General features: G+C 42.6%; 18 protein-coding genes and 1 pseudogene. 17 read left to right on the plus strand and 2 right to left on the minus strand.

Annotated features, from left to right (window positions below):
• Positions 1–91: 91 nt before the first annotated feature.
• The 11 genes from LI074_RS11480 to LI074_RS11530 all read left to right on the plus strand — a co-directional run bounded on the left by LI074_RS11480 (position 92) and on the right by LI074_RS11530 (position 14,092).
• Positions 92–2,746 carry a heavy metal translocating P-type ATPase gene (locus LI074_RS11480; protein ID WP_173698129.1) on the plus strand — a complete coding sequence of 885 codons (2,655 nt, stop codon included), beginning with the start codon at positions 92–94 and terminating at the stop codon, positions 2,744–2,746.
• A 19-nt stretch (positions 2,747–2,765) separates the two neighbouring features.
• Positions 2,766–3,821, plus strand: coding sequence for a 16S rRNA (cytosine(1402)-N(4))-methyltransferase RsmH (rsmH, locus tag LI074_RS11485; RefSeq protein ID WP_055059502.1), 1,056 nt, complete (start codon positions 2,766–2,768; stop codon positions 3,819–3,821).
• 292 nt (positions 3,822–4,113) lie between these two features.
• On the plus strand, positions 4,114–4,746 hold the full coding sequence (locus LI074_RS11490; RefSeq protein WP_055052772.1) for an RNA polymerase sigma factor: 633 nt from the start codon (positions 4,114–4,116) through the stop codon (positions 4,744–4,746).
• On the plus strand, positions 4,733–5,101 hold the full coding sequence (locus tag LI074_RS11495; RefSeq protein WP_055052824.1) for a hypothetical protein: 369 nt from the start codon (positions 4,733–4,735) through the stop codon (positions 5,099–5,101). Before LI074_RS11490 ends, LI074_RS11495 begins: the two co-directional genes overlap by 14 nt.
• Positions 5,085–5,711 carry a hypothetical protein gene (locus tag LI074_RS11500; protein WP_055052825.1) on the plus strand — a complete coding sequence of 209 codons (627 nt, stop codon included), beginning with the start codon at positions 5,085–5,087 and terminating at the stop codon, positions 5,709–5,711. The genes LI074_RS11495 and LI074_RS11500 overlap by 17 nt, the downstream gene beginning before the upstream one ends.
• Positions 5,708–6,331, plus strand: coding sequence for a PrsW family glutamic-type intramembrane protease (locus LI074_RS11505; RefSeq protein WP_020993918.1), 624 nt, complete (start codon positions 5,708–5,710; stop codon positions 6,329–6,331). The genes LI074_RS11500 and LI074_RS11505 overlap by 4 nt, the downstream gene beginning before the upstream one ends.
• A gap of 152 nt (positions 6,332–6,483) precedes the next feature.
• Positions 6,484–6,828, plus strand: coding sequence for a hypothetical protein (locus LI074_RS11510; protein WP_020993917.1), 345 nt, complete (start codon positions 6,484–6,486; stop codon positions 6,826–6,828).
• Positions 6,825–10,247 (plus strand): Ig-like domain-containing protein, encoded by a 3,423-nt coding sequence (locus tag LI074_RS11515; protein ID WP_173698130.1) that lies wholly within the window; start codon positions 6,825–6,827, stop codon positions 10,245–10,247. Before LI074_RS11510 ends, LI074_RS11515 begins: the two co-directional genes overlap by 4 nt.
• A gap of 655 nt (positions 10,248–10,902) precedes the next feature.
• Positions 10,903–11,559, plus strand: coding sequence for an IS607 family transposase (locus LI074_RS11520; protein ID WP_167338119.1), 657 nt, complete (start codon positions 10,903–10,905; stop codon positions 11,557–11,559).
• Entirely contained in the window at positions 11,489–12,652 is a 1,164-nt protein-coding gene (locus tag LI074_RS11525) for an RNA-guided endonuclease InsQ/TnpB family protein (RefSeq protein WP_044952123.1), read from the plus strand. The genes LI074_RS11520 and LI074_RS11525 overlap by 71 nt, the downstream gene beginning before the upstream one ends.
• 195 nt (positions 12,653–12,847) lie before the next feature.
• Positions 12,848–14,092, plus strand: a complete 1,245-nt coding sequence (locus LI074_RS11530) for a serpin family protein (protein ID WP_020993915.1) — start codon at positions 12,848–12,850, stop codon at positions 14,090–14,092.
• Positions 14,093–14,131: 39 nt separating this feature from the next.
• On the opposite strand, the pseudogene LI074_RS11535 reads toward LI074_RS11530, so the two are convergent.
• Both LI074_RS11535 and LI074_RS17910 read right to left on the minus strand, forming a co-directional pair.
• Positions 14,132–14,656 (minus strand): annotated as a pseudogene (locus LI074_RS11535) (OLD family endonuclease); the annotation flags it as partial.
• Positions 14,646–14,939, minus strand: coding sequence for a helix-turn-helix transcriptional regulator (locus tag LI074_RS17910; RefSeq protein ID WP_319017571.1), 294 nt, complete (start codon positions 14,937–14,939; stop codon positions 14,646–14,648). The pseudogene LI074_RS11535 and the gene LI074_RS17910, both read right to left, overlap by 11 nt.
• A gap of 428 nt (positions 14,940–15,367) precedes the next feature.
• Between LI074_RS17910 and mutS the strand changes: the two genes are divergently transcribed.
• The 6 genes from mutS (at position 15,368) to LI074_RS11570 (ending at position 25,169) form a co-directional block, all read left to right on the plus strand.
• Positions 15,368–17,998 carry a DNA mismatch repair protein MutS gene (gene mutS / locus LI074_RS11545; protein ID WP_020993914.1) on the plus strand — a complete coding sequence of 877 codons (2,631 nt, stop codon included), beginning with the start codon at positions 15,368–15,370 and terminating at the stop codon, positions 17,996–17,998.
• Between the two features lie 6 nt (positions 17,999–18,004).
• Positions 18,005–20,056: a DNA mismatch repair endonuclease MutL gene (gene mutL / locus LI074_RS11550; RefSeq protein ID WP_022379970.1), complete on the plus strand. Its 2,052-nt coding sequence runs from the start codon at positions 18,005–18,007 to the stop codon at positions 20,054–20,056.
• Positions 20,057–20,075: 19 nt separating this feature from the next.
• Positions 20,076–21,020: a tRNA (adenosine(37)-N6)-dimethylallyltransferase MiaA gene (miaA, locus tag LI074_RS11555; protein ID WP_022379971.1), complete on the plus strand. Its 945-nt coding sequence runs from the start codon at positions 20,076–20,078 to the stop codon at positions 21,018–21,020.
• 95 nt (positions 21,021–21,115) lie between these two features.
• Positions 21,116–22,390, plus strand: a complete 1,275-nt coding sequence (locus tag LI074_RS11560; protein ID WP_173698131.1) for a methionine gamma-lyase family protein — start codon at positions 21,116–21,118, stop codon at positions 22,388–22,390.
• The gene (locus LI074_RS11565) at positions 22,387–23,577 is read left to right on the plus strand and encodes an NAD(P)/FAD-dependent oxidoreductase (RefSeq protein WP_173698132.1); all 1,191 of its coding nucleotides are present in this window, start codon (positions 22,387–22,389) and stop codon (positions 23,575–23,577) included. Before LI074_RS11560 ends, LI074_RS11565 begins: the two co-directional genes overlap by 4 nt.
• Positions 23,574–25,169, plus strand: a complete 1,596-nt coding sequence (locus LI074_RS11570) for an NAD(P)/FAD-dependent oxidoreductase (RefSeq protein ID WP_173698133.1) — start codon at positions 23,574–23,576, stop codon at positions 25,167–25,169. The genes LI074_RS11565 and LI074_RS11570 overlap by 4 nt, the downstream gene beginning before the upstream one ends.
• Positions 25,170–25,264 lie beyond the last annotated feature (95 nt).

A 25,264-nucleotide genomic window follows, 5' to 3' on the forward strand; every position in this document is an offset into this window, starting at 1 on the left:
TCAGAGTACAGCAGAACAAAGATCCGGGAACTGCAAAGCAACAGAGCAGTAGATATCAGGTAAGGAACAACAAGTCGTAGGAGGAATAGAAATGGAACAATACAATGTAACCGGAATGAGCTGTGCAGCCTGCAGCAGCAGAGTGGAGAAGGCCGTATCCAGAGTTCCGGGGGTGACATCCTGTTCGGTCAGTCTGCTGACCAACTCTATGGGAGTAGAGGGAACTGCCGGTGCAGGTGCGATCATCAAGGCAGTACAGGATGCAGGTTATGGAGCATCCTTAAAGGGGGCATCCGGAGAACAGATATCTGCTTCTGCGGCAGAGGAGGCACTGGAAGACCATGAAACACCGGCACTGAAACAAAGGCTGATCGCATCTGTAGGCTTTCTGCTTGTGCTGATGTATTTTTCCATGGGACATATGATGTGGGGCTGGCCTCTTCCGGCATGGTTTAATGATAATCATATTGCCATGGGACTGGTGCAGCTTCTTCTCGCCGGAATCATAATGGTCATTAACCAGAAATTTTTTATCAGCGGCTTTAAGAGTTTGTGGCATCGTGCACCAAATATGGATACCCTTGTGGCACTTGGTTCCATGGCATCCTTTTTGTGGAGTGTTTATGTACTTTTTGCAATGACAAGGGCACAGGTGGACGGAGATTCTGCAGCAGTTATGAATTACATGATGGAGTTCTATTTTGAATCTGCCGCCATGATCCTTACCCTGATCACAGTTGGAAAAATGCTGGAAGCCCGATCTAAGGGAAGGACAACGGATGCGCTGAAAGGTCTGATGAAGCTGGCACCTAAGACAGCAGTTGTTGTCCGGAACGGACAAGAGGCTACGGTGCCCATCGAACAGGTCCGAAAAGGTGATGTTTTTGTGGTACGTCCCGGTGAGAACATTCCGGTGGACGGAGTGGTCCTTGAGGGAAACAGTGCTGTCAATGAGGCGGCACTTACAGGGGAGAGTATTCCTGTTGACAAGAATCCGGGAGATGCAGTCTCTGCTGCAACCGTAAACCAGTCCGGATTTATCAGATGCGAAGCTACCCGGGTAGGCGAGGACACTACTCTTTCCCAGATTATTAAGATGGTCAGTGATGCGGCTGCAACAAAAGCACCTATTGCCAAAATCGCAGACAGGGTTTCCGGAGTTTTTGTTCCGACAGTTATCAGTATTGCGGTTGTCACCACCATTGTCTGGCTGCTGACAGGAAAAGAGTTCGGATATGCACTTGCCAGAGGTATTTCTGTTCTGGTCATCAGCTGTCCCTGTGCCCTTGGACTTGCCACACCGGTTGCCATTATGGTAGGAAACGGAATGGGAGCCAAAAACGGAATCCTGTTTAAAACAGCAGTATCCCTGGAGGAAGCAGGTAAGATCCAGATCGTTGCATTAGATAAGACAGGAACTATCACAAAGGGTGAACCGCAGGTGACAGATATGGTTCCTGCAAAGGGAATCTCAGAGGAAGAGCTTTTAGGCTATGCCTATGCACTTGAGAAGAAGAGTGAACATCCTCTTGCAAAAGCCATTATTGCCAGAGCAGAAGAGAAAAAGATTGTTTTGCAGAAGGTTTCTGATTTTCAGGCTCTTCCTGGAAACGGTCTTCGTGCAGCATTAAACAGTGATGTGCTTACAGGCGGAAATATGAAATTTATCAGCAATGAAACCTCTGTATCACCAGAACTGATGAAGCAGGCAGAAAAACTTGCAGGAGAAGGAAAAACACCACTTCTTTTTGCAAAAGGCGGGAAGCTTCTCGGCATGATCGCAGTGGCAGATGTTATAAAAGAGGACAGTCCTCAGGCAATAAAAGAACTGCAGAACATGGGAATCAGGGTAGTAATGCTTACCGGTGATAATGAACGCACAGCAAAAGCGATCGGAGCACAGGCAGGAGTGGACGATGTAATTGCAGGTGTTCTTCCGGATGGCAAGGAAAGTGTGATCCGTTCTCTGAAGGAACAGGGAAAGGTTGCCATGGTAGGAGACGGAATCAATGATGCCCCTGCACTTACCAGGGCAGACATCGGTATTGCGATCGGTGCAGGAACAGATGTTGCCATTGATGCCGCAGATGTGGTATTAATGAAGAGCCGGCTCAGTGATGTACCTGCTGCCATACGTTTAAGCCGGGCAACATTGAGAAATATCCATGAGAATCTTTTCTGGGCATTCTTCTACAATGTGATCGGTATTCCACTGGCAGCCGGTGTATGGATTCCGATTTTCGGATGGACACTGAACCCCATGTTTGGTGCAGCTGCCATGAGCCTTTCCAGTTTCTGTGTGGTAACCAATGCACTGAGACTGAATCTCTTTAAGGTACATGATGCTTCCAGAGACAAAAAAATAAAACAGAATGTGGAAGAAATCCATTATATTTCAGCTAATGCAGAAATGAAAAACGTAACAGAAAACAAAAGTCTAAAGGCAGAGAATCCAGACTTTTGCAACAGTGAAATTCATGATCCAAAAGATCAGGAAAATATAAAAGAAAACAAGGAGAACAAAGAAATGACAACAATCACAGTAAACGTAACAGGAATGATGTGTGGACATTGTGAAGCACATGTGACAAAGGCAGTAAAAGAGGCATTTGGAGTGGAAGATGTAGTTTCCTCCCATGAAAAAGGAACCACGGTGATCCATGCTCCGGAGAAACTGGACGAGGATAAGATCCGCGAAGTGATCAAAGAAGCCGGCTATGAAGTAACTGGTATCACACAGGAATAAAAAACAAAAAGGGGATTTTATGGAAAACCAGAACCAGACACCACATAAAAGACGTGTCCGTTATAAAGGAAAATATCCGAAGAAATTCGAAGAGAAATACAAGGAATTACAGCCTGAGAAATATAAAGATACCATTGAACACGTGATTCAGAAAGGAAATACCCCGGCGGGAATGCATATCTCCATTATGGTTAAGGAAATCCTTGATTTTCTTAATATCCAGCCGGGCGAAACTGGATTTGATGCCACATTGGGCTATGGCGGCCATACGAAAGCGATGCTTCAGTGTCTGAATGGCAAGGGCCATATTTATGCAACAGATGTAGACCCTGAGGAATCCGCCAAAACAAAGAAACGTCTGGCAGAGCAGGGATTCGGGGAAGAACTGCTGACAGTAAAGCTTCAGAACTTCTGCACCATTGATGAGATTGCCAAAGAGGTTGGAGGATTTGACTTTATTCTGGCAGATCTCGGTGTTTCATCCATGCAGATTGATAACCCCAAAAGAGGTTTCTCTTTTAAAACAGACGGACCTCTGGATCTGCGCCTGAATCAGGAAACCGGCATCAGTGCAGCCCAGCGTCTGGATACCATTTCCAGAGAGGAGCTTGCGGGAATGCTCTGTGAAAATTCTGATGAACCATATTGTGAGGAACTCGCCAAAGCCATTACCGATGAGATCCGCAGGGGAAATCATATTGACACTACCACAAAACTGCGTCAGGTAATCGAAAAAACTCTTGATTTCCTTCCTGAAAAGGAAAAGAAAGAGACAATTAAGAAAACCTGCCAGCGAACCTTCCAGGCATTGCGTATTGATGTTAACCATGAGTTCGAAGTATTGTATGAATTTATGGAGAAGCTTCCGGATGCTTTGCGTCCGGGCGGACGTGTGGCAATCCTTACCTTTCATTCCGGTGAAGACAAGCTGGTAAAGAAAGCGCTTAAAGCAGGATACAAGGAGGGAATCTACTCAGACTATGCAAAAGATGTGATCCGCCCCTCAGCCAAAGAGTGCACACAGAATCCAAGAGCCCGTTCCACAAAGATGCGCTGGGCTATAAAGGCTGAATAAAGTTCTAATAAATGTTTGTGAATTACTCGGTAACTGAGTTACCAGAGCATCTGAAAAAAGGCGGGATACCGCCTTTTTTCAGGGTGCATCCATGACGCCACTACTGTTTGCTCTTTAGAGCTATACAGCTGCTTTTATTATTTCCGGTGTTTTCAGTCCGGTTACGGACAGTTCTTTTGCACTGTCCACTGTAAGAAATCAGATAACACAGGAAAGTATACAAAGTTGCATTATTTTGTAGAATTGCTATGAACTATGAACAATTGACGTATTTTGTAAACAAAAGTATACTATGCTTATTAAAAGAACGAAGGAAAGAAGCCAGGAGATTACACCTGACAACAGAGGAGTAATATGGGGAAAGGAATTGAACGGTATGGCTACTGATGAAGAGCTTTATGGGCAATATCTGAGCGGTGACGAGACAGGACTTGAACTATTGATAAAAAAATACGGCGATCCATTGACCTTATACATCGATGGTTATCTGCATGATGTCCACGAAGCGGAGGACTTAATGATGGAAACCTTTTCCTGGCTGTTTACGAAAAAGCCCCGCATCCGGGATGGATGTTTTAAGGCTTATCTCTATAAAGCAGCGCGTCACATGGCATTACGCCACAAAAGCAGACGACGGATTATCTTCAGTCTTGACGACCTGACCAGAGAACCGGAGGCACAAACGCTGGTGGAGGAGATCGTCCGCACAAAGGAACGAAATCAGATCCTGCATCTCTGCATGGACGAGTTAAATTCAGATTATCGGGAAGCTCTTTATCTGACCTATTTTGAGGGTATGAGCTATCAACAGGCTGCTAAGGTCATGGGAAAAAGTGTGAAACAGATCACAAATATGGTGTACCGGGGAAAAGAGCGTTTACGCGGATTATTGCAACGGGAGGGTATTACAGATGTTGAAAAATGAGGAACGAATTGCTGAAGTAAAACGGCGTATTGGGGAAAAAGAACGACAGCAGAGACTGAGGCACAGACGGATTGTCTCCGCATTCTGCATAGCGGCATGCCTTGCAGTAATCGTTGGTGTTTCCTTTGTCATGCCAGGTATTGTCGGACAGATTGAGCCCGGTGCTTCTTCCGGCTTTGAAACAGCAGCAACAATTTTAGGCGGCGGCACCGCACTGGGATATATGGTGATCGGACTGCTCGCTTTTATTCTCGGCGTGTGCGTGACGGTTCTGTGCTTCCGCATCCGCCAGCTGGACAAAGAGGAGCAGACGGAGGAACAAAAGGGGGACAATGGAGATGGAGCTGATCAATAATCTTTTTCAATTCGCTGTCACCCTGCTGGGCTTTTGTCTGAGTGGTATCTGGTATCTGAAAGATCGAAAACAGACCTGTTTCCTGCTGACCTGTTTTTACGGCTGCTTTGCCCTTGGCTCTCTTTACTGGACGCTGTATCTGCTTCTGTTTTCTGAAACGCCGCAGGTCTTTTATGTGTCAGAGTTCGGCTGGATAGCCAGCGTGATTTTTCTTTATCTTCTGCAATACACCCTTTCTTCTGCGGAGGAAAGAGACTTTTCGACACGGAAATCTCTGATAGCTCCTCTGATTGGCATTCCGCTTTGTGTGTTTTACTGTACCTTTGGGGATGTTCTCTCCAATTTGCTCTGGTGTAGCATGATGATCGTTGTTTCTTATCATTCCATCAGAGGGCTTATTTATGCTCTGATACAGACGGGAACGGCACGTAAGATCCGGTATTTTCACATTGGGGTGCTGTGCTATGTGGCGGTGGAGTATGCTCTTTGGCTCTCCGGCTGTCTGTGGCCGGGTTATTCCATTTCCAATCCCTATTGCTGGTTTGATCTTCTGCTTACAGGCTGCCTGTTCGCACTGCTCCCGGCCACAGGAAAGGCGGTGCAGACATGACCTATATTGAAAATGTATTTCTCTGCATTGCTTCGCCCCTGTTGATCGCGGCTCTGTGTATGGGAAAGCGGCAGAGAAAATTCTTTCTGTTCTGCCTTGCCGGAATGGGTGCCTGTCTGCTGTCTGCTTACATCAACACCTTTTTTGCCGCACTTTATAGAGCGGACACCTTTACCACTACTACAGAGATCGCCCCGGTGGTGGAGGAAGTGATGAAATTTCTGCCATTGCTCTTTTATCTGCTGATATTTGAGCCGAAAAGAGAGCAGATAAAAAATACAGCTGTAGTTATAGCTCTTTCCTTTGCCACATTTGAGAACGTCTGCTACCTGATCCAAAACGGAGCCGGACATTTTTCTTTTATTTTCTTCCGTGGTATTGGGACTGGAGCCATGCATGTGATCTGTGGAGCCATTGTCGGCGGTGGTCTTGCATATGTGTGGCAGAGAACATGGCTGAAGATTGCCGGAACCTGCGGTCTGCTGGGAGCAGCAATCACTTTTCACGCAATTTATAATCTTCTGATCGCCTATGGCAGTGCAGCACAGTATATTGCTTATCTGTTGCCTGTACTGATCCTGGCAGCGGGAAAACTGATCTTCCGCAGTTCAATACAATAATATAACCTGATTTTCCGCTTTTGGGAGCTGTTTCGGCAGCTCTCAAATTTTTTTGAAAAAATTTGATTTTCAGGTGAGAGTTTTTCGCTTTTTTTGTACCTATATAAGTGAAAGACTTTTTAGGACTTTTTTGTGAAAGGAGGATGGAAGGCATGTATGATACAGAAAAGCGTATCGAATTGGTAAAAAAACGAATGCATGAATACCACCGCCGCCAGGAGCGGCGCACAGTCTGCCGGCTGTCTGTTCTGTGTACCCTGTTGTTCCTGTCTCTCGTGGGAACAATGGGGATGATGCAAAGCCAGCCAATAGACATCACGGGAATGTACGGCACAATCCTGCTGCATGAGGACGCAGGCGGTTATGTGTTGGTGGCTGTCATTTCCTTTACTGTGGCAGTCGTGATTACTGCATTATGTATCAAATTCAGAAAAAGAGGACAAAAGAGTCAAGACGTAGAAGATCATGTATTAAAGAAAGGAAAGGTGGAAGTATGAAGAAAAAGTGTTTCAAAAAAACTGTTTCATGGGCATTGAGTATCGTTATGTCCGCAACGATGGCGGTAACTCCGGTATTGGCAGACACTTTTACTGATGGTAGTCAGCTGATCGTTTCCGAAGATGCAGGAGAAGAGACTCCGGCAGCTACAATATCCGATGCAGAAGACGAAGGTATGATGGAGCCAGAACATACCTTTGAGATCGAAGATAACTGCGAAGATTCAGGACGTACCGGATTGTCCAGCGAAAATGAGGCAAGCGGGTTTTCCGATGACAGCGTTCTAGCTGCGCAGACAGAAGAAAAAGCGGCTGTTTACCTGGATCCGTCATCTGGAAACGATGGTAATACTGGAGAGAGTGCTAAGTCTGCCGTAAATACTCTTTCGAAAGCCGTAGAGCTTGCACAAGGTGGCGATATTTTTCTTCTTGATTGTGTGGAGGTCGATAGTGATATCAAACTGAGCAATGTGACATTTCGCCCTGGAAAAAGCAATATGTCAGGTATGCTGTATATAAGTAGAGGTAAGGTAACATTAGAAAACATAATAATAAATAATAAAACACCGGATGGTAAGTCTTGCCAGTTCTCTAATTATCCTATTGAAGTGACTGGAAGGTTGGCAACATTGACTATAGCGGATGGTACTGAGATTGGACCGTTCCCGGGAAACAGTTGTATTATTGTATCACACGATAGTACTGTAAATCTGAATGGTGGTAAAATCCTGGGAGATAAGCAGAACACAGTTGAATATGGCGGTGGAATATATGCGGAACATGCAACTGTCAATGTGAATGGAGGTACAATCAGTGGACATAGTGCAACGTATGGCGGTGGAATATTTTCGTCTTACTCAAACATTAAAATAAACGGGGGTACAATCAGTGATAATCAGTCAATAAGAGGCAGTGGAATATATGCGATAAATGATTCAAACGTAAGTTTAAAAGGAGGCAGTATTATTCATAATAAAAGTGGACAGGGCGCAGGTGTCTACTTGTCTATTTCTAAATTGTTTATAAATGGGGAAAGCTGCCAGATCACCCAAAATACAGTAACAACAGAACCTTCTCCTAAAGATATGCGCGGCGAAGGTGGCGGAATTTATCTGATTTATTCTGAAGCAGAAATTGAATCTGGAACCATCAACAAAAATACAGCCATTGCAGCAGCTCCTGACGAAAACGGTAATATCCAGGGCGGATTAGGTGGTGCAATTTCAGCAAAGTATTCAAGAGTAACCATCAAAGGAGATACAAAAATCCGTAATAACAGTGCGGGTAACCGTGGAGGTGCGATATACACAGAGGGAACGAACAATGATTCTAGTCTGCTTAATATAGAAGGTGGAACTATCAGCGGCAATCATGTGAATGGAAGCGGAGCCGGTATATTCGCTATATGTTCTAGGGGAAACAAACATAATATGGATGTGAACATTTCCGGTGGAACGATAACAAATAATTACAGCGGAACAGGAGAGAATGAAGAAGAAAATGCGATCGTCTTGATGGGGTGGGATCCGAATCTGACTGAAGATACCGGTTTCGCAGATCTGCATCTTAGTGACAGTCCGGTAATAACGGGAAGCGTAACACTTTCAGATGATAATAATTATGGGCCTCGTATATATGTAGGTAAATCTTTGCAATTATCAGACAAACATATTTTGGTGACACCTACATATGGAAAAGCTGATTTAATTGCGGTTGAATATGAGAATGATTCAGCAGCTGAATCGTTTGAGTCACAATTCTATTCAAATGGTATGAGCAAACTGGTAAGAGATGGAAAGTATTTAAAATGGGCTCTGGTAAAGCCAAAAGTCCAAGTTTCAGCGGACAAAGAAAAAGGCTGTCCGTCTTCTAAAATTGTTTTAACGGCAAAGGCAACGCATGTGCTTGACGATAAAGGCATTACGTACAGCTATCAATGGTATAAAGATGATCAGATCCTGAATAGTCAGACAGGAGAAACTCTTACAGTCTCTGAGGCGGGAACCTATAAAGTGGAGGTAACAGCTACAAGTCAAGCAGGAGTGAATTCCACAGAGACAGCATCTATTGTAATTCCTGCGTTTGAACATTCTTATTCCTGGCAGTTTGATAAAACAAATCACTGGGAGCACTGCAGCATTGGAAATGAGAATACAACTCAGGAAGCACATACATTTGGTAACTGGGTAGTGACAAAACAGGCATCAATCGGAGCAGAAGGAGAGAAGGAACGAACCTGTACGGTTTGTGGATACACAGAAAAAGAAACAATCCCATCGATCTACATCCCAAGCTACCCTGTAACAGGTATCAAGGTATCTCAGGACACCCTTATGCTTACAAAGAAGGACGAGACTGCACAGCTTTCCGCGGAAGTGGTTCCATCATATGCAGATAATACGCGGGTAACATGGAAGTCCAGTGATGAAAGTGTGGTAACTGTAGACGAAAAGGGTAAAGTAACCGCCGTTGGAAATGGAACAGCTACAATCACAGTCACATCCGTAAGCGGAAATTATACCGCAACGGTAGCCGTAACCGTAAAGATTCCTGTAGAAATTGAGAAGATCTCGATTGAAGCAGAGAAGGAAACACTGACGAAGATTGGTGAATCCACAGAACTGAAAGTTAAGATCGAACCTGAGAACGCAGACGCTCAGAAGCTGATCTGGAAGTCTGACAATGAAATGGTTGCTGCTGTAGATGAGAATGGTAAAGTAACAGCAATCGGAAATGGAATGGCAATAATCACAGTAACTACAGAGTATGGAAAAAACACAGCTTCAATAATAATCACAGTGAAGATCCTTGATAAGCCTGTAATTAACAAAACAAAAGGGTTCGGACGCTTAAAAGTCCGTTCTGTAAACCAGACGAAAACTTCCATAACCTTAGAATGGAGTAAACTTGATGGTGTGGACGGATATTTGGTATATGGAAACCGCTGCAATACAAGTACAAAGACATACAAATACAAAAAGCTTGCCACTATTACAAACGGACGTACATGGACACATAAAAACCTGAAGAAAGGCACTTTCTATAAATATATCGTAAAAGCATATAAGATAGTAGATGGCAAAAAGGTAGTGACAGATACATCTGCCTCCATACATGTAATCACACAGGGCAGCAAATACGGAATTGCAAGATCTGTTTCCGTAACTAAGATCGGAAACAAAAAGAATGTTTCAAAAATAACCCTGAAAAAAGGAAAAACAGCACAGATCACAGTAAAAGAAATAAAAAAGGACAAAAAGATCAGACACCACAGAAATCTCTGCTATGAAAGCAGCAATACAGCAGTAGCCACTGTTACCCCGGAGGGGCTTATCCAGGCAGTTGGTAAAGGAACCTGTACGATATGGGTATATGCACAAAATGGTGTATATGCGGCACTGACGGTTACTGTGAAATGATAAAACATGATATCATCTGAATATATATAAACTACGGCCACCAGCTAATCCAGTGACCATAAGCAACGGGGCAGCACACATTTCAGCAAGAGTTGGATCGAAGCGTTTTGTTTTTTATATTCAAGTACTGACGAAAAAAAGCCATAAGTGACTCCAACAGCTATCATTTGTTCTGATTCTGTTTTCTACAAAAGAAATAAAAAATATTAAGATATTAGAAAATCATAGGTATATAATCTTTAACACCAAAAACCGGATTGAGTTTATTCTGCTCAATCCGGTTTTGCCCTATTCCCTTTCTCTTTTTAAAGTTTAACTTTTTCAGATGAAGAAAAAAAGGGCTGCCATATACAGAACGCTATGGAAATGTTGTTATACTATGATGCATTACAAAGCTTTTTCAGCTTTAATATATCCTGATTAGTGCTATAATATTCTAAAATGTTAATAGACATACATTTTTTATTTCCAAAATGTTGATTTCTATACATTTTTTATTTCCAAAATGTTGATGCTCGAACTATAATAGTTACTGTAGATATTTTTATATTATTTGTTGATAGGAGGATTTTATAAGTAACTGAATACATTGACTAACAGGATTAAATGTGTTTAAATATACTCAAAGGAGTAAAAGGTTATGAACACATCAAATATCACAAATTATAAGCCAAAAGATTTTGCGGAACTGTTAGGCGTATCCGTTAAGACATTACAACGCTGGGACAGAGAAGGGATTCTAAAGGCAGACCGAACCCCAACTGATAGACGTTATTACACTTACGACCAATATCTTCAATTCAAAGGCATAAATACCGAAAATGATATGCGACAAGTGGTTATTTATACAAGAGTGTCTACAAGAAATCAAAAAGATGATTTACAAAATCAAGTCGCGTTTTTACGACAGTTTTGTAATGCTAAAGGAATTATTGTTGATCAATGTATTGAAGATTATGGAAGTGGTCTTAATTATAACCGTAAAGAATGGAATAAACTGTTAGATGCAGTAATGGAGGGAAAAATCAAAACCATAATAATCACCCATAAAGATAGATTTATCAGATTTGGTTATGATTGGTTTGAAAAATTCTGTATGAAGTTCAATACGACCATAGTGGCAGTCAATAATGAAGAACTATCACCACAAGAAGAACTTGTACAGGATATTGTTTCGATCCTTCATGTTTTCTCTTGCAGGCTGTATGGACTTCGTAAGTATAAAAAACAAATAGAGAGGGATGAGGAAATTGCGAAAGAGCTTCAAGACGGAAATAAACCCGTCAGAGGAACAGAAGATCAAGATCCGTAAGACAATAGGAACTTGCAGGTTTATCTACAACTTCTATCTTGCTCATAATAAAGAACTTTATAATAATGGCGAAAAATTTATGAGCAGCAATAAGTTCAGAGTCTGGCTTAATAATGAATATCTTCCACAACATCCGGAGTATTCATGGATCAAGGAAGCTTATTCAAAAGCAGTAACGCAGGCAGTGAACAACGGACAGACCGCATTTACAAGATTTTTCAATCATGAAAGTGCCTTTCCTAATTTCAAAAAGAAAGGCAGATCTGATGTGAAGATGTATTTTGTAAAGAATAATCCAAAAGATTGTCGATGCGAAAGACATAGGATCAACATCCCGTCACTTGGCTGGGTTCGTATCAAAGAAAAAGGATATATCCCAACCACAAAAGATGGATATGTTATTAAAAGCGGTTCCGTTTCAATAAAAGCTGACAGATTTTATGTTTCCGTTCTTGTAGAGATCCCTGATAACAAAATAACTGATGATCCTAATGAGGGAATAGGCATTGATCTTGGATTAAAGGAATTCGCCATTGTTTCTAATGGTAAAACTTATAAGAACATTAACAGATCAGCAAGACTTAAAAAGCTTGAAAAACAACTTATTCGGAAACAGAGAAGTCTCTCGCGAAAATATGAAAATTTAAAGAAAGGAGAGTCCACTCAAAGAGCAAATTTACAAAAACAAAAGCGCAAGGTACAGAAACTTCATCATAAGATAGATAATATCCGCACTGATTACATTAACAAAACAATCGCTGAGATAGTAAAAACCAAACCATCTTATATAACGATTGAAGACTTAAATGTAAAAGGCATGATGAAAAACAGACATCTTTCAAAAGCAGTTGCATCACAGAAGTTTTATGAATTTAGAACAAAACTTCAAGCCAAATGCAGGGAAAAAGGAATTGAACTTCGAGTAGTAGATAGATGGTATCCATCGTCTAAAACCTGTCACTGTTGCGGTGCTGTCAAGAAAGATTTAAAACTTTCAGATAGGATCTTTAAATGCAGTTGTGGTTATGTCGAAGATAGGGATTTCAATGCTGCTTTAAATCTGAGAGATGTCACGACTTACGAAATTGCATAACGAAACGCAAACGTGAGTATGTACCGAAGGCTATTTCGGGAATTTACGACTATGGAGTGTACAAGAACCTGTGAGTAGATATGATCTCGTTCAATCCAAAGCATACACGATGAAGTAGTAAGTAGAACTCGTGAGAGTCTACATTATCTCGATGTGCGTATATTTGCACACGCTTTGAGTGGCAGGAAATGCCTTATGATAAGAAAACAACTCTTAATCGGAATACTGGCAGCTATGACTGTCGCGCTGCCAGCTGTCGGCATATATGCCGGTTCCGCAGAAGCCAGTGAAATCCAAAGCAGCAATGAAGACACGGTGTCCGGTAATAAAGGAGCCAGTATCGACAAAGCCGTGACATTACAGAATTCCGTAAAAATGACAGACCAAATCTCTGCGGCAGTCAATGGAGAAAATATTATGTTCAGTCCCACAAGCCTTAATTTTGCGCTGGGCATGATCGCAGAAGGTGCAGAAGGAGAGACAAAAGAAGTTCTATGTAATTACCTGGGAACCGATGATTTTGCATCTTATGCAAAGGAATATCTGAACAAGATTAAAGAATATAATACTGAAGATGAGAGTTACGGATATAAGTCAAAATTAAAGATTGCAGATGCAGTCTGGGTGGATAATAATCTGACATTACAGGAAGAATTTAAAAATTCAGTAACGAACGGTTTTGGGGCGGAAGTGGAAAATGTAGATTTTTCCGCTGCAGAGAAAACATGCGGTATCATTAATTCCTGGTGTGACAAAAATACGGAAGGGCTGATCCCGAAAATCATAACCCCGGATCTGATCAATGATACTACCGGACTGTGCTTAACTAATTCACTATATTTTGAGTCCGGATGGAGTGGAGAACCCTGGAATGTTTCTGATACAGAAGAGAAGTTTGGAAACAATGAAAAGACAAAATACATGACCTGTGCCGGAGACAGGTATTATGAAAATGATAAGGCAACAGCATTTGACAGAGAGTATGCAAACGGACTGAGTTTTGTCGGAATCCTGCCTGTCGATGAAGGCGATTTTACACTTGAGGATCTGGATATTGGTGGACTCCTGAAATCTCAGCCAGAGTATGACGAAGTACAATGTAAGATGCCAAAACTTGATTTTGAGACTACCGCCATCCTAAATGACATACTCTCAAGCCTGGGGCTTGATAATATATTTTCCAGCAACGCTGATTTCTCCGGTATTGCAGACAAAAATGTAAATGTAGATACGATACTGCAGAAAACAAAACTGGAACTGGATGAAAACGGCACGAAAGCAGCAGCGGTGACAGCAGTTATCATGGAATGTATGTCAGCTGTAGAGGAGAAAGAACCAGTTATCAAAAATGTGGAACTCACTCGTCCTTTTGCCTTCCTGATCTATGACAGGAGCAATAACGAAATACTGTTTATGGGAAAAGTAATGACCGTTTCCTGATGAAAAGGGGATGCCATGCGTGGCATCCCTCTTCATGAATTATTTTTTTCTGTTCTCAAAATAAACAAAACGGTCAATTGCATCCAGAATATCTTTAAAAGTATCCCTTGGAGCCTCCTCTATATAGGATTTGAGGATTTCAGTTTCGTTTTTACGGAATCTTCCGTAAAAGATATCATATAAATTATGTCCGCGGAGACAGATACGGATTTCTTCCATATGTTCTCTGATATCTGTAGTATTTTTGAGAGCATGGCCGATCATTTCTGTGAGATGCTGACCGCTTTTTAATTTGTATAGATATTCATTCCACTTTTTCAACAGGATTTCGTAGAAATCATCCTCACTTTTTATCACTCCGATTTTTTCCATTATCTTCGGATCCAGGAAATAATTCTCAAAGGAATAATACTTCAGGATCAGAACATTTTCTCGAGTCACACGCGGTAGTCTGTCCATATCCTCACGGTTACGAGCCTCATAATACCTGCACAGGGAAGAAGCCAGTTCTTCTGCATCTTTACCATCCCCATCCCGAATCATCAGGAAATTATCACGCAGATATGTCTAATATTGTGGTTTTATCACAATAACAAATATGATGTGAATCATGAAGTACACGGTATTCCCTTGGTGTACATCCATAACACTCCATAAAATATTTGGAAAAATAACTCAGGTGATTAAATCCACACAGCATGGCAATTTCCGTAATACTTTTCCGGGTGGTACACAGAAGCTGACAGCTGATTTTCAACCTGTATGCATTCAGAAAGTCAACCGGTGACTGTTGCATATAATGCTTAAAAATCTGGCAGCACTTACTAGGAAACGACTTCTGAGGAATCCGGCATAAGCTCTGTTCTGATTAAATCCAAAAAGCTCACCTCGTGTACGATTTTTATAAAAATCAAAGACTATTCTGATAGATTTCCATATATGAGAATACTATAATTATAGCATCTGCAAAAGTAAAAAATCAATCGGAAACAATGTAGTGATTGGCGCAGGAAGTGTGGTATCCAAAGATATCCCTGATAATATGATCGCAGCTGCCCTGGAAAGTAAACTGATCGTGACTACGCTGAAATAAATTATAAAGGGATGGTGAAGGAGGATGTTTAGTAACATATAGTCAACATGATAGAATAAATGTTTATACTCTATCTTGCATCTTCTATTTATTCATGTTAAAATCTTAAGATGTCAAAAATACAATATATATGAGATAAAAAACAGCAGTGAGCTGTTATGAAGATAGGAGATAACAATTAAATGGCAATGAGTCCGATGATGCAGGAATACTGCAAGACAAAGGAACAATATAAAGACTGCATTTTATTCTACCGTCTGGGAGATTTTTATGAAATGTTTTTTGATGATGCATTACTTGTCACCAGGGAACTGGAGATTACCCTTACAGGAAAAGACTGCGGATTAGAGGAGAGGGCACCCATGTGTGGTGTCCCTTATCATGCTGCGGAGACTTATATCAATCGTCTGATCGAGAGAGGACATAAGGTAGCAATCTGTGAGCAGGTAGAGGATCCTAAAAAAGCCAAAGGACTGGTAAAGCGTGAGGTTGTAAGGATCGTAACCCCAGGAACCACACTGGATGCTGCTGCTCTTGATGAGACAAAGAATAATTACCTGATGTCTATTGTGTCTATGGAAGAACATTTCGGATGCGCTATTGCAGACATTACAACAGGTGACTGTTTCCTTACAGAGGTGGACAAACCTCAGAAACTTCTTGATGAGATCAATAAATTTGTTCCTGCAGAGATTATCTGTAATGATTCTTTTTATATGTCTAATATAGATACAGATGACTTGCAGAACCGTCTTGGGATCTGTGTTTTTTCATTGGATTCCTGGTATTTCGATGACGAGTTGTGCCGCCGCACACTAAAAGATCATTTTCATGTAGGTTCTCTGGAGGGATTGGGCGTTGGTGATTATGACTGCGGGATCATTGCTGCAGGAGCTCTTTTCTTATATCTAAAAGAAACCCAGAAGACAGCCTTGTCCCATATGACAACTATCCGTCCCTATGCAGCAGAGAAATATATGCTTATCGACAGTTCCAGCCGCAGAAATCTGGAACTTGTGGAAACCCTGAGAGAGAAACAGAAAAGAGGTTCTCTTCTCTGGGTACTGGATAAGACAAAAACAGCAATGGGAGCCAGAACTCTCCGCAGTTATGTGGAACAGCCACTGATCGACAGAGATGAGATTGAACAACGTCTGGAAGCACTGGAAGAGTTAAATAAAAACGGAATGCTCCGGGATGAGATCAGGGAATATCTGGGACCTGTTTATGACCTGGAACGACTGATCAGCCGTATCAGTTATAAATCTGCGAATCCAAGAGATCTGATCGCATTTGCTTCTTCGCTGGAAATGCTTCCTTATATAAAACAGGTTTTAAAAGAATTTAAAACACCTCTGCTTCAGAAAATCTATGAGGATATGGATTCGCTGGAGGATGTGACAGATCTGATCAAACGTGCCATCGTGGAAGATCCGCCTCTTGCACAGAAGGATGGAGGCATTATTAAAGAGGGCTATAATGAAGATGTAGATAAATTCCGCCGTTCCAGGACAGATGGTAAGAAATGGCTTTCAGAACTGGAGGCCAAAGAGCGGGAGCGTACAGGCATCAAAACAATGAAGATCAAATATAATCGCGTATTTGGTTATTCACTGGAGATCACCAATACTTTTAAAGATCTGGTGCCGGATAATTATATCCGTAAACAGACGCTTACCAATGCAGAGCGATACATTACCCAGGAGTTAAAAGAACTGGAAGACCTGATCCTTGGGGCAGAGGATAAGCTGTATGCTCTGGAATATGAACTGTTCTGTGATGTGAGAGATGCAGTCGGGAAAGAAGTTATGCGGATCCAGAAGACTGCCAAGGCAGTGGCTGCACTGGATGTGTTTGCTTCTCTTGCACTGGTTGCGGAAAGAAATCATTTTGTACGTCCGAAGACAAATACAACAGGTGTGATAGATATTAAAAACGGCCGTCATCCTGTTGTGGAACAGATGATAGAGAACGATATGTTTATTGCGAATGATACATATCTGGATAACCATAAGAAAAGGGTATCCATTATCACAGGTCCGAACATGGCAGGTAAGTCTACCTACATGAGACAGACTGCCCTGATCGTACTGATGGCACAGATCGGAAGCTTTGTCCCTGCTGAAAAAGCAAACATTGGAATTGTTGACAGGATTTTCACCCGTGTGGGTGCCTCTGATGATCTGGCAAGTGGTCAGAGTACCTTTATGGTAGAGATGACAGAGGTTGCCAATATTTTGAGGAATGCAACTGCAAGAAGCCTTCTGATTCTTGACGAGATCGGACGTGGCACCAGTACATTTGACGGTCTTGCCATTGCCTGGGCTGTGATCGAGCATATCAGCAATACAAAGCTTTGTGGTGCAAAGACATTATTTGCCACCCATTATCATGAGCTTACTGAACTGGAGGGTAAAATTCCGGGAGTTAATAACTACTGTATTGCTGTCAAGGAAAAAGGGGACGATATTGTATTTCTGCGTAAGATCGTTCAGGGCGGCGCAGACAAAAGTTATGGTATCCAGGTTGCCAAGCTTGCCGGTGTTCCGGATTCTGTGATCCAGAGAGCAAAGGAACTGGTGGAGGAACTAAGTGATGCGGATATTACGGCAGCAGTAAAAGACCTGACATCTGCGAAAAAGAAAAAGCCTGTATACGATCAGATGGATATGGCACAGATGTCTCTGTTCGATACAGTTAAGGATAACGATATCATTGATGAGATAAAAGGTCTTGATATGGGGAATATGACTCCTATCGAGGCAATGAATACACTTTATAACCTGCAGAACAAGATTAAGAACAGATGGTGATAAAAGTTGAGAAAAATTGCAGTATTAGACCAGCAGACCATAGATAAGATCGCTGCCGGTGAGGTAGTGGAACGTCCGTCCTCCATTGTGAAGGAGCTTGTGGAAAATGCAATTGATGCAGGAGCAACTGCTGTAACAGTGGAGATCACAGACGGCGGCAAAAAGATGATACGTATCACAGATAATGGCGGGGGTATGGAAAGAGATCAGGTACCCCTGGCATTTTTGCGTCATGCCACCAGTAAGATTGAGAAGGTTGAGGATCTGGAACACATTGCGTCTCTTGGATTTCGCGGTGAGGCTTTGTCCAGTATTGCTGCTGTTGCACAGGTGGAACTGATCACAAAAACCCCATCTGCATTAAGCGGCGTCCGTTATGTGATCAACGGTGGTGTACAGGAGTCTTTAGAGGATATGGGAGCACCGGAAGGAACTACTTTCCTGGTGAGAAATCTTTTTTACAATACACCTGCTAGAAGCAAGTTCCTGAAATCAGATACTACGGAGGGAAATTATGTCAGCACTTTGATGGAGCAGCTGGCATTGTCCCATCCTGAGATTTCTTTTAAATATATCCAGAATAAACAGGTGAAGCTTCATACTTCCGGAAATTACAATGTGAAAGATGTGATTTATAATATATATGGAAGAGATATCACCAAAGCACTTCTTGAGGTATCCTACGAGAATGATTTCATGAAGATTGAGGGTTTTGTGGGAAAACCGGAGATTTCCAGAGGTAACCGTACCTTTGAGAATTATTATATTAACGGACGTTTTGTAAAGAACCGGATCATTGCAAAGGGGATAGAGGATGCCTATAAGGGTTTTCTCATGCAGCATAAGTTTCCCTTTGTTTCTCTTCATATTCAGATGGAGGGAAATGATCTGGATGTAAATGTGCATCCAAGCAAGATGGAGGTGCGGTTTGCAAGAGGAACAGAAGTTTATGATGCAGTTTACGAGACAGTCCACAAGGCTCTTACCACAAGAGAAATGATCCAGACAGTGCCTTTTGGAAAAGAAGAACCGATTAAAAAGCAGCAGCCTGTGGTAAAACCGGGGGATGTACCGGAGCCATTTGAAACCAGACGTCGGGCTGAAATTCCGGAGTATCGTCCACAGACTGTAAATACAGCTTCCAGGGTTTCTGAGCATACCGCACTACCACGAGGAACTGTTACAATGGCAGAACAGGCAGTGCGTGAACAGCAGATCTATCAGACTAGGGATCCTCTTACCAAGGCAGAGGAACAGCTTTTTGAGGGAACACTAAGCGATAAAAAGAATGAAGAACAACCGGTATTTTCAGAGACAAAGCAGGAAATTGCAGAACAGAAAACTGCAGAATATCTGAAGACTGCTGTGGATTCAGAAGGAAACAGAAAACAGATAGAACAAAACAAAAATGTAATATCAGAAGAAATCAGACCACAGCAGCTGGAATTATTTGAGGAGAAACTTCTTGCTCCTGAATCCCGAAGCCGTCATCAGCTGATCGGACAGATTTTTGATACTTACTGGCTTGTTCAGTTTGAGGATAAATTTTTTATTATCGACCAGCATGCGGCACATGAAAAGGTTTATTATGAGCGTTTCGTAAAAAGGTTTCGTGAGCAGACAGTAGAATCCCAGTATCTCAGTCCGCCGCTGATCGTATCCCTGAATCTTCAGGAAGAAGCTCTTCTTAAGGCTAACCGTAAATATTTCGAGGATTTTGGATTTGAGATTGAACCATTTGGCGGTAAGGAATACTGTATCAATGCAGTCCCGGCCAATCTGTACGGTCTTACGGAGGAAGAACTTTTTCTGGAAATGCTTGACAATCTTGCTTCTGAGAAGGATAAGGATCCACTTGGAATCTTTGCTTCCAGACTGGCCACCATGGCATGTAAGGCTGCGGTAAAGGGAAATCACCAGATGTCCGACCGGGAAGCAAATGCCTTGATCGATGAACTGCTCACACTGGAGAACCCCTATCACTGTCCTCATGGAAGACCGACGATTATTTCCATGACTAAAACAGAACTGGAAAAGAAATTTAAACGTATTGTATAGTTTATATAAAGGAGCTATTATGAAAAAGCCACTGATCGTTCTTACAGGACCGACGGCAGCAGGAAAAACCCATCTATCCATCGCTCTTGCGAAAGCAGTAAACGGAGAGATCATTTCTGCTGATTCCATGCAGGTCTACAAATATATGGATATTGGATCAGCTAAGATCCGGCCGGAGGAGATGCAGGGAGTAAAGCATTATCTGGTAGATGAACTGCTGCCTCAGGAAGAATTTCATATCGTGAAATTCCAGCAGATGGCAAAAGCTGCCATGAAAGAAATTTATGCCAAGGGGAAAATTCCTGTTCTGGTAGGAGGAACCGGATTTTATATACAGGCTATTACAAAGGATATTGATTTTACTCAGGCAGAGCAGGAAGACGGATACCGTCAGGAGCTGGAACAGCTTGCTGCAGAGAAGGGAAATGAATATCTGCACCAGATGCTTTTGGATGTTGATCCTGTCAGTGCCGGGGAAATCCACGCCAATAATGTAAAACGTGTGATCAGGGCACTGGAGTTTTATCATCAGAACCAGTCGCCGATCTCCGCACATAATCAGGAGCAGAAGGAACACGAAACCCCTTATAATCTGGCATATTTTGTGCTGAATGTACCAAGGGAACTTCTTTATAAACGGATTGATGACCGTATTGATGAGATGTTAAAAGAGGGACTCCTTGAGGAAGTGCAGAAGTTAAAAGATATGGGATACCACAGGGGGATGGTTTCCATGCAGGGACTTGGATATAAAGAAATCCTTGCATATCTGGATGGCGAGTATCCGTTAGAGGAAGCGGTCAGGATCCTGAAAAGAGATACCAGACATTTTGCAAAACGCCAGCTGACCTGGTTTCGCAGGGAGAAGGATACCATCTGGATGAATAAGGATGAATTTGACTATAATGAAGACAGAATCCTTGATGAAATGCTGAAGGTATGCAGGGACAGAGGAATTTTATAACCGAATTTTTCTTAAAAATCACTGATACAGAATAAGTGAAATTCAGAGATAAAATAAAGATAATAATGCAAACAGAAATGAGGACGAAACAAATTATGAAAGAAATGTACGCACAGCTTGGGATTTCTTCAGAGGTTTATGACTTTGGTCATAAGATTGAGGAATCTTTAAAAGAAAGATTTGAAAAATTTGATAAAACGGCAGAATATAACCAGATGAAGGTGCTTCTTGCCATGCAGAAAAATAAAGTAAGCGCAGAATGCTTCGGAAGTTCTTCCGGTTATGGATATGACGATATTGGCCGTGAAACACTTGAAAAGGTTTATGCAGATACTTTCCATACGGAAGCCTGTCTGGTACGCCCGCAGATCACATGCGGAACTCACGCGCTGGCCATTGCCTTATTCGGTAATCTCCGTCCGGGTGATGAACTTCTGGCACCTGCCGGAAAGCCTTACGATACTCTGGAAGAGGTGATCGGCATCCGCCCGTCAAAAGGTTCTCTCGCAGAATATGGAGTAAGTTACCGTCAGGTGGAACTGTTAGAAGACGGAACCTTTGATTATAACAGCATCCGTAAAGCAATCAATGAAAAGACACGTCTTGTGGAGATCCAGCGTTCCAAAGGATACCAGACACGTCCGTCTTTCTCTGTAAAGCAGATTGGAGAACTGATTTCTTTTGTAAAGAGTATTAAACCGGATGTGATCTGTATGGTGGATAACTGCTACGGTGAGTTTGTAGATACCATTGAGCCAAGTGATGTGGGAGCTGATATGATTGTTGGTTCTCTGATCAAAAATCCGGGCGGCGGACTTGCGCCTATCGGCGGTTATATTGCAGGTACTAAGGAGTGCGTGGAGAATGCTTCTTACAGAATGACCTGTCCCGGACTTGGCAGTGAGGTAGGCGCAACTCTGGGAGTCAACCGTTCTTTCTTCCAGGGATTTTTCCTTGCACCAATGGTTACCAAGGGTGCGTTAAAGGGAGCTGTGTTTGCGGCAAATATTTATAAGAAACTTGGATTCCCGGTAATCCCGGATTCCACAGAGCCACGTCAGGACATCATTCAGGCAGTAAGCCTTGGCACACCGGAAGGTCTGATCGCGTTCTGTAAGGGTATTCAGGCAGCAGCTCCGGTTGACAGTTATGTGGATCCGGAGCCATGGGATATGCCCGGATATGACAGTCAGGTTATCATGGCAGCAGGTGCTTTTGTGCAGGGTTCTTCTATCGAACTTTCTGCAGATGGTCCGATGAAGCCTCCATATGCAGTGTATTTTCAGGGAGGACTTACCTGGGAACATGCAAAACTGGGTGTTCTGATGTCCCTGCAGAAAATGGTTGATAAAGGACTTGTAACTTTATGAAAAAAAGACAGGTAGTGATCACAGGAGCAGGAGCCTGTGGACTGATGGCAGCGATCATGGCAGCCCGAAACGGGGCAGCAGTCACTGTTCTGGAACAGAACGAGAAACCCGGAAAGAAAATCTGTGCTACAGGAAACGGCAGATGTAATTTTTCCAATCTTGCAAGACCGGATGATGCATACAGAGGTGAACATCCGGAATTTGTCGAAGATGCACTCAGAGAGTTTTCTGTCGAGGATACCATTGAGTTTTTCAAAGAGATAGGAATCTATCCTTTAAACAGAAACGGCTATCTTTATCCGAGAAGCAATCAGGCGCAGAGTGTTGTAGATGTACTGTGCATGGAGGCTGCCAGTCTGGGTGTGAAAATAAAGACAAACGAACAGGTTACAGAAATAAAAACCGGGACAAATGGAAAGAATTTCCAAATCCTGACAAAAGGATGGCACTATGATGCAGATGCACTGATACTTGCCAATGGATCCCGGGCATCTTCTGTTTCAGGTTCAGACGGCAGCGGATATATGCTGGCAGAGAGCTTTCAGCACCGCATTGTCCCGGTTTATCCGGCACTTACTGCCCTGAAGTGTAAAGGTTCTTCTTTTAAGGCATGGGCAGGCGTACGTACAGAAGGAGAGATTTCTCTTTTTACAGATGGGAAATTCTGTAAATCTGAACATGGCGAGCTGCAGCTTACAGAATACGGAATCTCCGGAATCCCAGTGTTTCAGCTCAGCACTTATGCAGTACGTGCAGTCAGAGAAGGACATAAAGCAGAGCTCCGCATTAATTTCATGCCGGAGCTGTCAGAAGAAGAATTAAAGAAACTTCTGTATGCACGAAAGAAGGCATGTCCCTATAAAAAAGAAAAAGAACTCCTGGTGGGACTTTTCCCGGAAAAGCTTATCAAAATCCTTATATCACAAAAACAACTGGTTTCTGCCATAAGGGAATTTCCTCTTGAAGTGCAGGATGGCATGTCATTTTCACAGGCACAGGTCTGCTCCGGGGGAGTAGATACCTCACAGGTAAATTCTCAAACCATGGAGTCAAAGCTCTGTAGGGGTCTGTATTTTGCAGGGGAGCTTCTGGATATTGACGGTACATGTGGCGGATATAATCTGCAATGGGCATGGAGCAGCGGCGCAGTGGCCGGCAAAAATGCAGCAAAGGAGGAGAAAAATTGATTCGAATTTCACAGCTGAAACTTCCAATCACACATACAAAGGCACAGCTCGAAAAAAAGATTGCAAAAACATTAAAAAATCCCGGAAACAGTTTTACTTACGAGATAAAAAAGCAATCTCTGGACTGCAGACACAAAAATGACAAAATCTTTGTATATACTGTAGATGTAACGATCAGAGATGAACAGAAACTCGCCAAAAAAGTTAACAATAACAACATTATGTTAACAGAAGAGAAACCATATGAATTTCCCTCTCCGGGTGAGACACCTCTTTTACATTCTCCCGTTATTGTGGGAAGTGGTCCTGCAGGGCTTTTCTGCGGATGGTATCTTGCGAAGGCCGGATATTGTCCAATAATACTTGAACGCGGAGAAGAGGCTGAGAAACGTCAGAAAACAGTAGAGAATTTCTGGAAAAATGGTGTTCTTGACCCTGAGTCCAATGTACAGTTCGGAGAGGGCGGCGCCGGCACCTTTTCCGACGGAAAGCTGAACACGCTGGTAAAAGATCCTTACGGACGTAATCATGAGGTACTGAAGCGTTTCGTAGCTGCCGGCGCACCGGAAGAAATTATTTATCAGCAGAAGCCACATCTGGGAACGGATGTGCTGGTTGGTATTGTTGAAAAAATGCGTCATGAAATCGAAGAAATGGGAGGAAAATTCTGCTTCCGTTCCAAGGTGACAGATCTGATTTTTGAGAACAATACATTAAAAGAAATTGAGATCAACAATGATAAGAGAATCCCTGCACAAGTCTGTGTACTGGCACCAGGACACAGTGCAAGAGATACTTTTGAAATGTTACAGAAACGTGGTGTTTATATGGAGCCAAAGTCATTTGCAGTGGGGCTGCGTATTGAACATCCTCAGGAAATGATCAATATGGATTTTTATGGAGAGCCTGAGAATGAATTACTTGGTGCAGCCAGCTATAAAGTAACCCATAAGTGTGCAAATGGCAGAGGTGTTTATTCTTTTTGTATGTGTCCGGGCGGATATGTTGTAAATGCATCCTCTGAACCCGGTCGTCTCGCAGTGAACGGAATGAGCTATCAGGCACGTGATTCCAGAAATGCAAACAGTGCCATGATCGTCACCGTTACACCAGAAGATTTCCCGGATAAAGGAGTTCTTGGCGGCGTAGAATTTCAGCGTGATCTGGAGAAAAAAGCATGGGAGCTCGGAGAAGGAAAAATTCCTGTTCAGCTGTTTGGTGATTTTTGCAAAAATCAGGCAAGTGAAGCATTAGGAGAGGTTACTCCCTGTATGAAGGGAGAATATATACTGACAAATGTACGCTCTGTTCTGCCAAAAGCAGTAGGCGATTCTATTGAAGAAGGTGTCAGAGCCTTCGGAAAACGAATTTCCGGATTTGACAGAGAGGATGCACTGCTCAGTGGCATTGAAAGCCGTACTTCTTCTCCTGTAAGAATCGTACGTGATCAGGAGCTCACAGCAAATATGGCAGGAATTTATCCATGTGGCGAAGGTGCAGGTTACGCAGGCGGAATCACAAGTGCTGCCATGGATGGAATCAAAGTTGCTGAGACTGTATGCCGAAAATATGCGGCTATAAAAAACAATTGATCTCTTAAGCGGGATATTACCGATAACCAGTAACCCAGTAACGTTACTGTTCACTCCGTTCACAGTAACGTAGCCAAAATTCATTCCAGATTGCC

Source organism: Blautia sp. MSK18_10 (assembly GCF_020553185.1).
In the GTDB taxonomy this organism is placed as follows: domain Bacteria; phylum Bacillota; class Clostridia; order Lachnospirales; family Lachnospiraceae; genus Blautia_A; species Blautia_A wexlerae.

Excerpts from the sequence above, each read along its gene's own strand:
- LI074_RS11490 (WP_055052772.1), top strand. The coding sequence starts at position 4,114 with ATGCTTATTAAAAGAACGAAGGAAAGAAGCCAGGAGATTACACCTGAC.
- mutS (WP_020993914.1), top strand. The coding sequence starts at position 15,368 with ATGGCAATGAGTCCGATGATGCAGGAATACTGCAAGACAAAGGAACAA.
- LI074_RS11525 (WP_044952123.1), top strand. The coding sequence starts at position 11,489 with ATGAGGAAATTGCGAAAGAGCTTCAAGACGGAAATAAACCCGTCAGAG.
- LI074_RS11500 (WP_055052825.1), top strand. The coding sequence starts at position 5,085 with ATGGAGCTGATCAATAATCTTTTTCAATTCGCTGTCACCCTGCTGGGC.
- LI074_RS11505 (WP_020993918.1), top strand. The coding sequence starts at position 5,708 with ATGACCTATATTGAAAATGTATTTCTCTGCATTGCTTCGCCCCTGTTG.
- LI074_RS11560 (WP_173698131.1), top strand. The coding sequence starts at position 21,116 with ATGAAAGAAATGTACGCACAGCTTGGGATTTCTTCAGAGGTTTATGAC.
- LI074_RS11510 (WP_020993917.1), top strand. The coding sequence starts at position 6,484 with ATGTATGATACAGAAAAGCGTATCGAATTGGTAAAAAAACGAATGCAT.
- miaA (WP_022379971.1), top strand. The coding sequence starts at position 20,076 with ATGAAAAAGCCACTGATCGTTCTTACAGGACCGACGGCAGCAGGAAAA.
- rsmH (WP_055059502.1), top strand. The coding sequence starts at position 2,766 with ATGGAAAACCAGAACCAGACACCACATAAAAGACGTGTCCGTTATAAA.
- LI074_RS11530 (WP_020993915.1), top strand. The coding sequence starts at position 12,848 with ATGATAAGAAAACAACTCTTAATCGGAATACTGGCAGCTATGACTGTC.
- LI074_RS11565 (WP_173698132.1), top strand. The coding sequence starts at position 22,387 with ATGAAAAAAAGACAGGTAGTGATCACAGGAGCAGGAGCCTGTGGACTG.
- LI074_RS11480 (WP_173698129.1), top strand. The coding sequence starts at position 92 with ATGGAACAATACAATGTAACCGGAATGAGCTGTGCAGCCTGCAGCAGC.
- LI074_RS11495 (WP_055052824.1), top strand. The coding sequence starts at position 4,733 with ATGTTGAAAAATGAGGAACGAATTGCTGAAGTAAAACGGCGTATTGGG.
- LI074_RS11515 (WP_173698130.1), top strand. The coding sequence starts at position 6,825 with ATGAAGAAAAAGTGTTTCAAAAAAACTGTTTCATGGGCATTGAGTATC.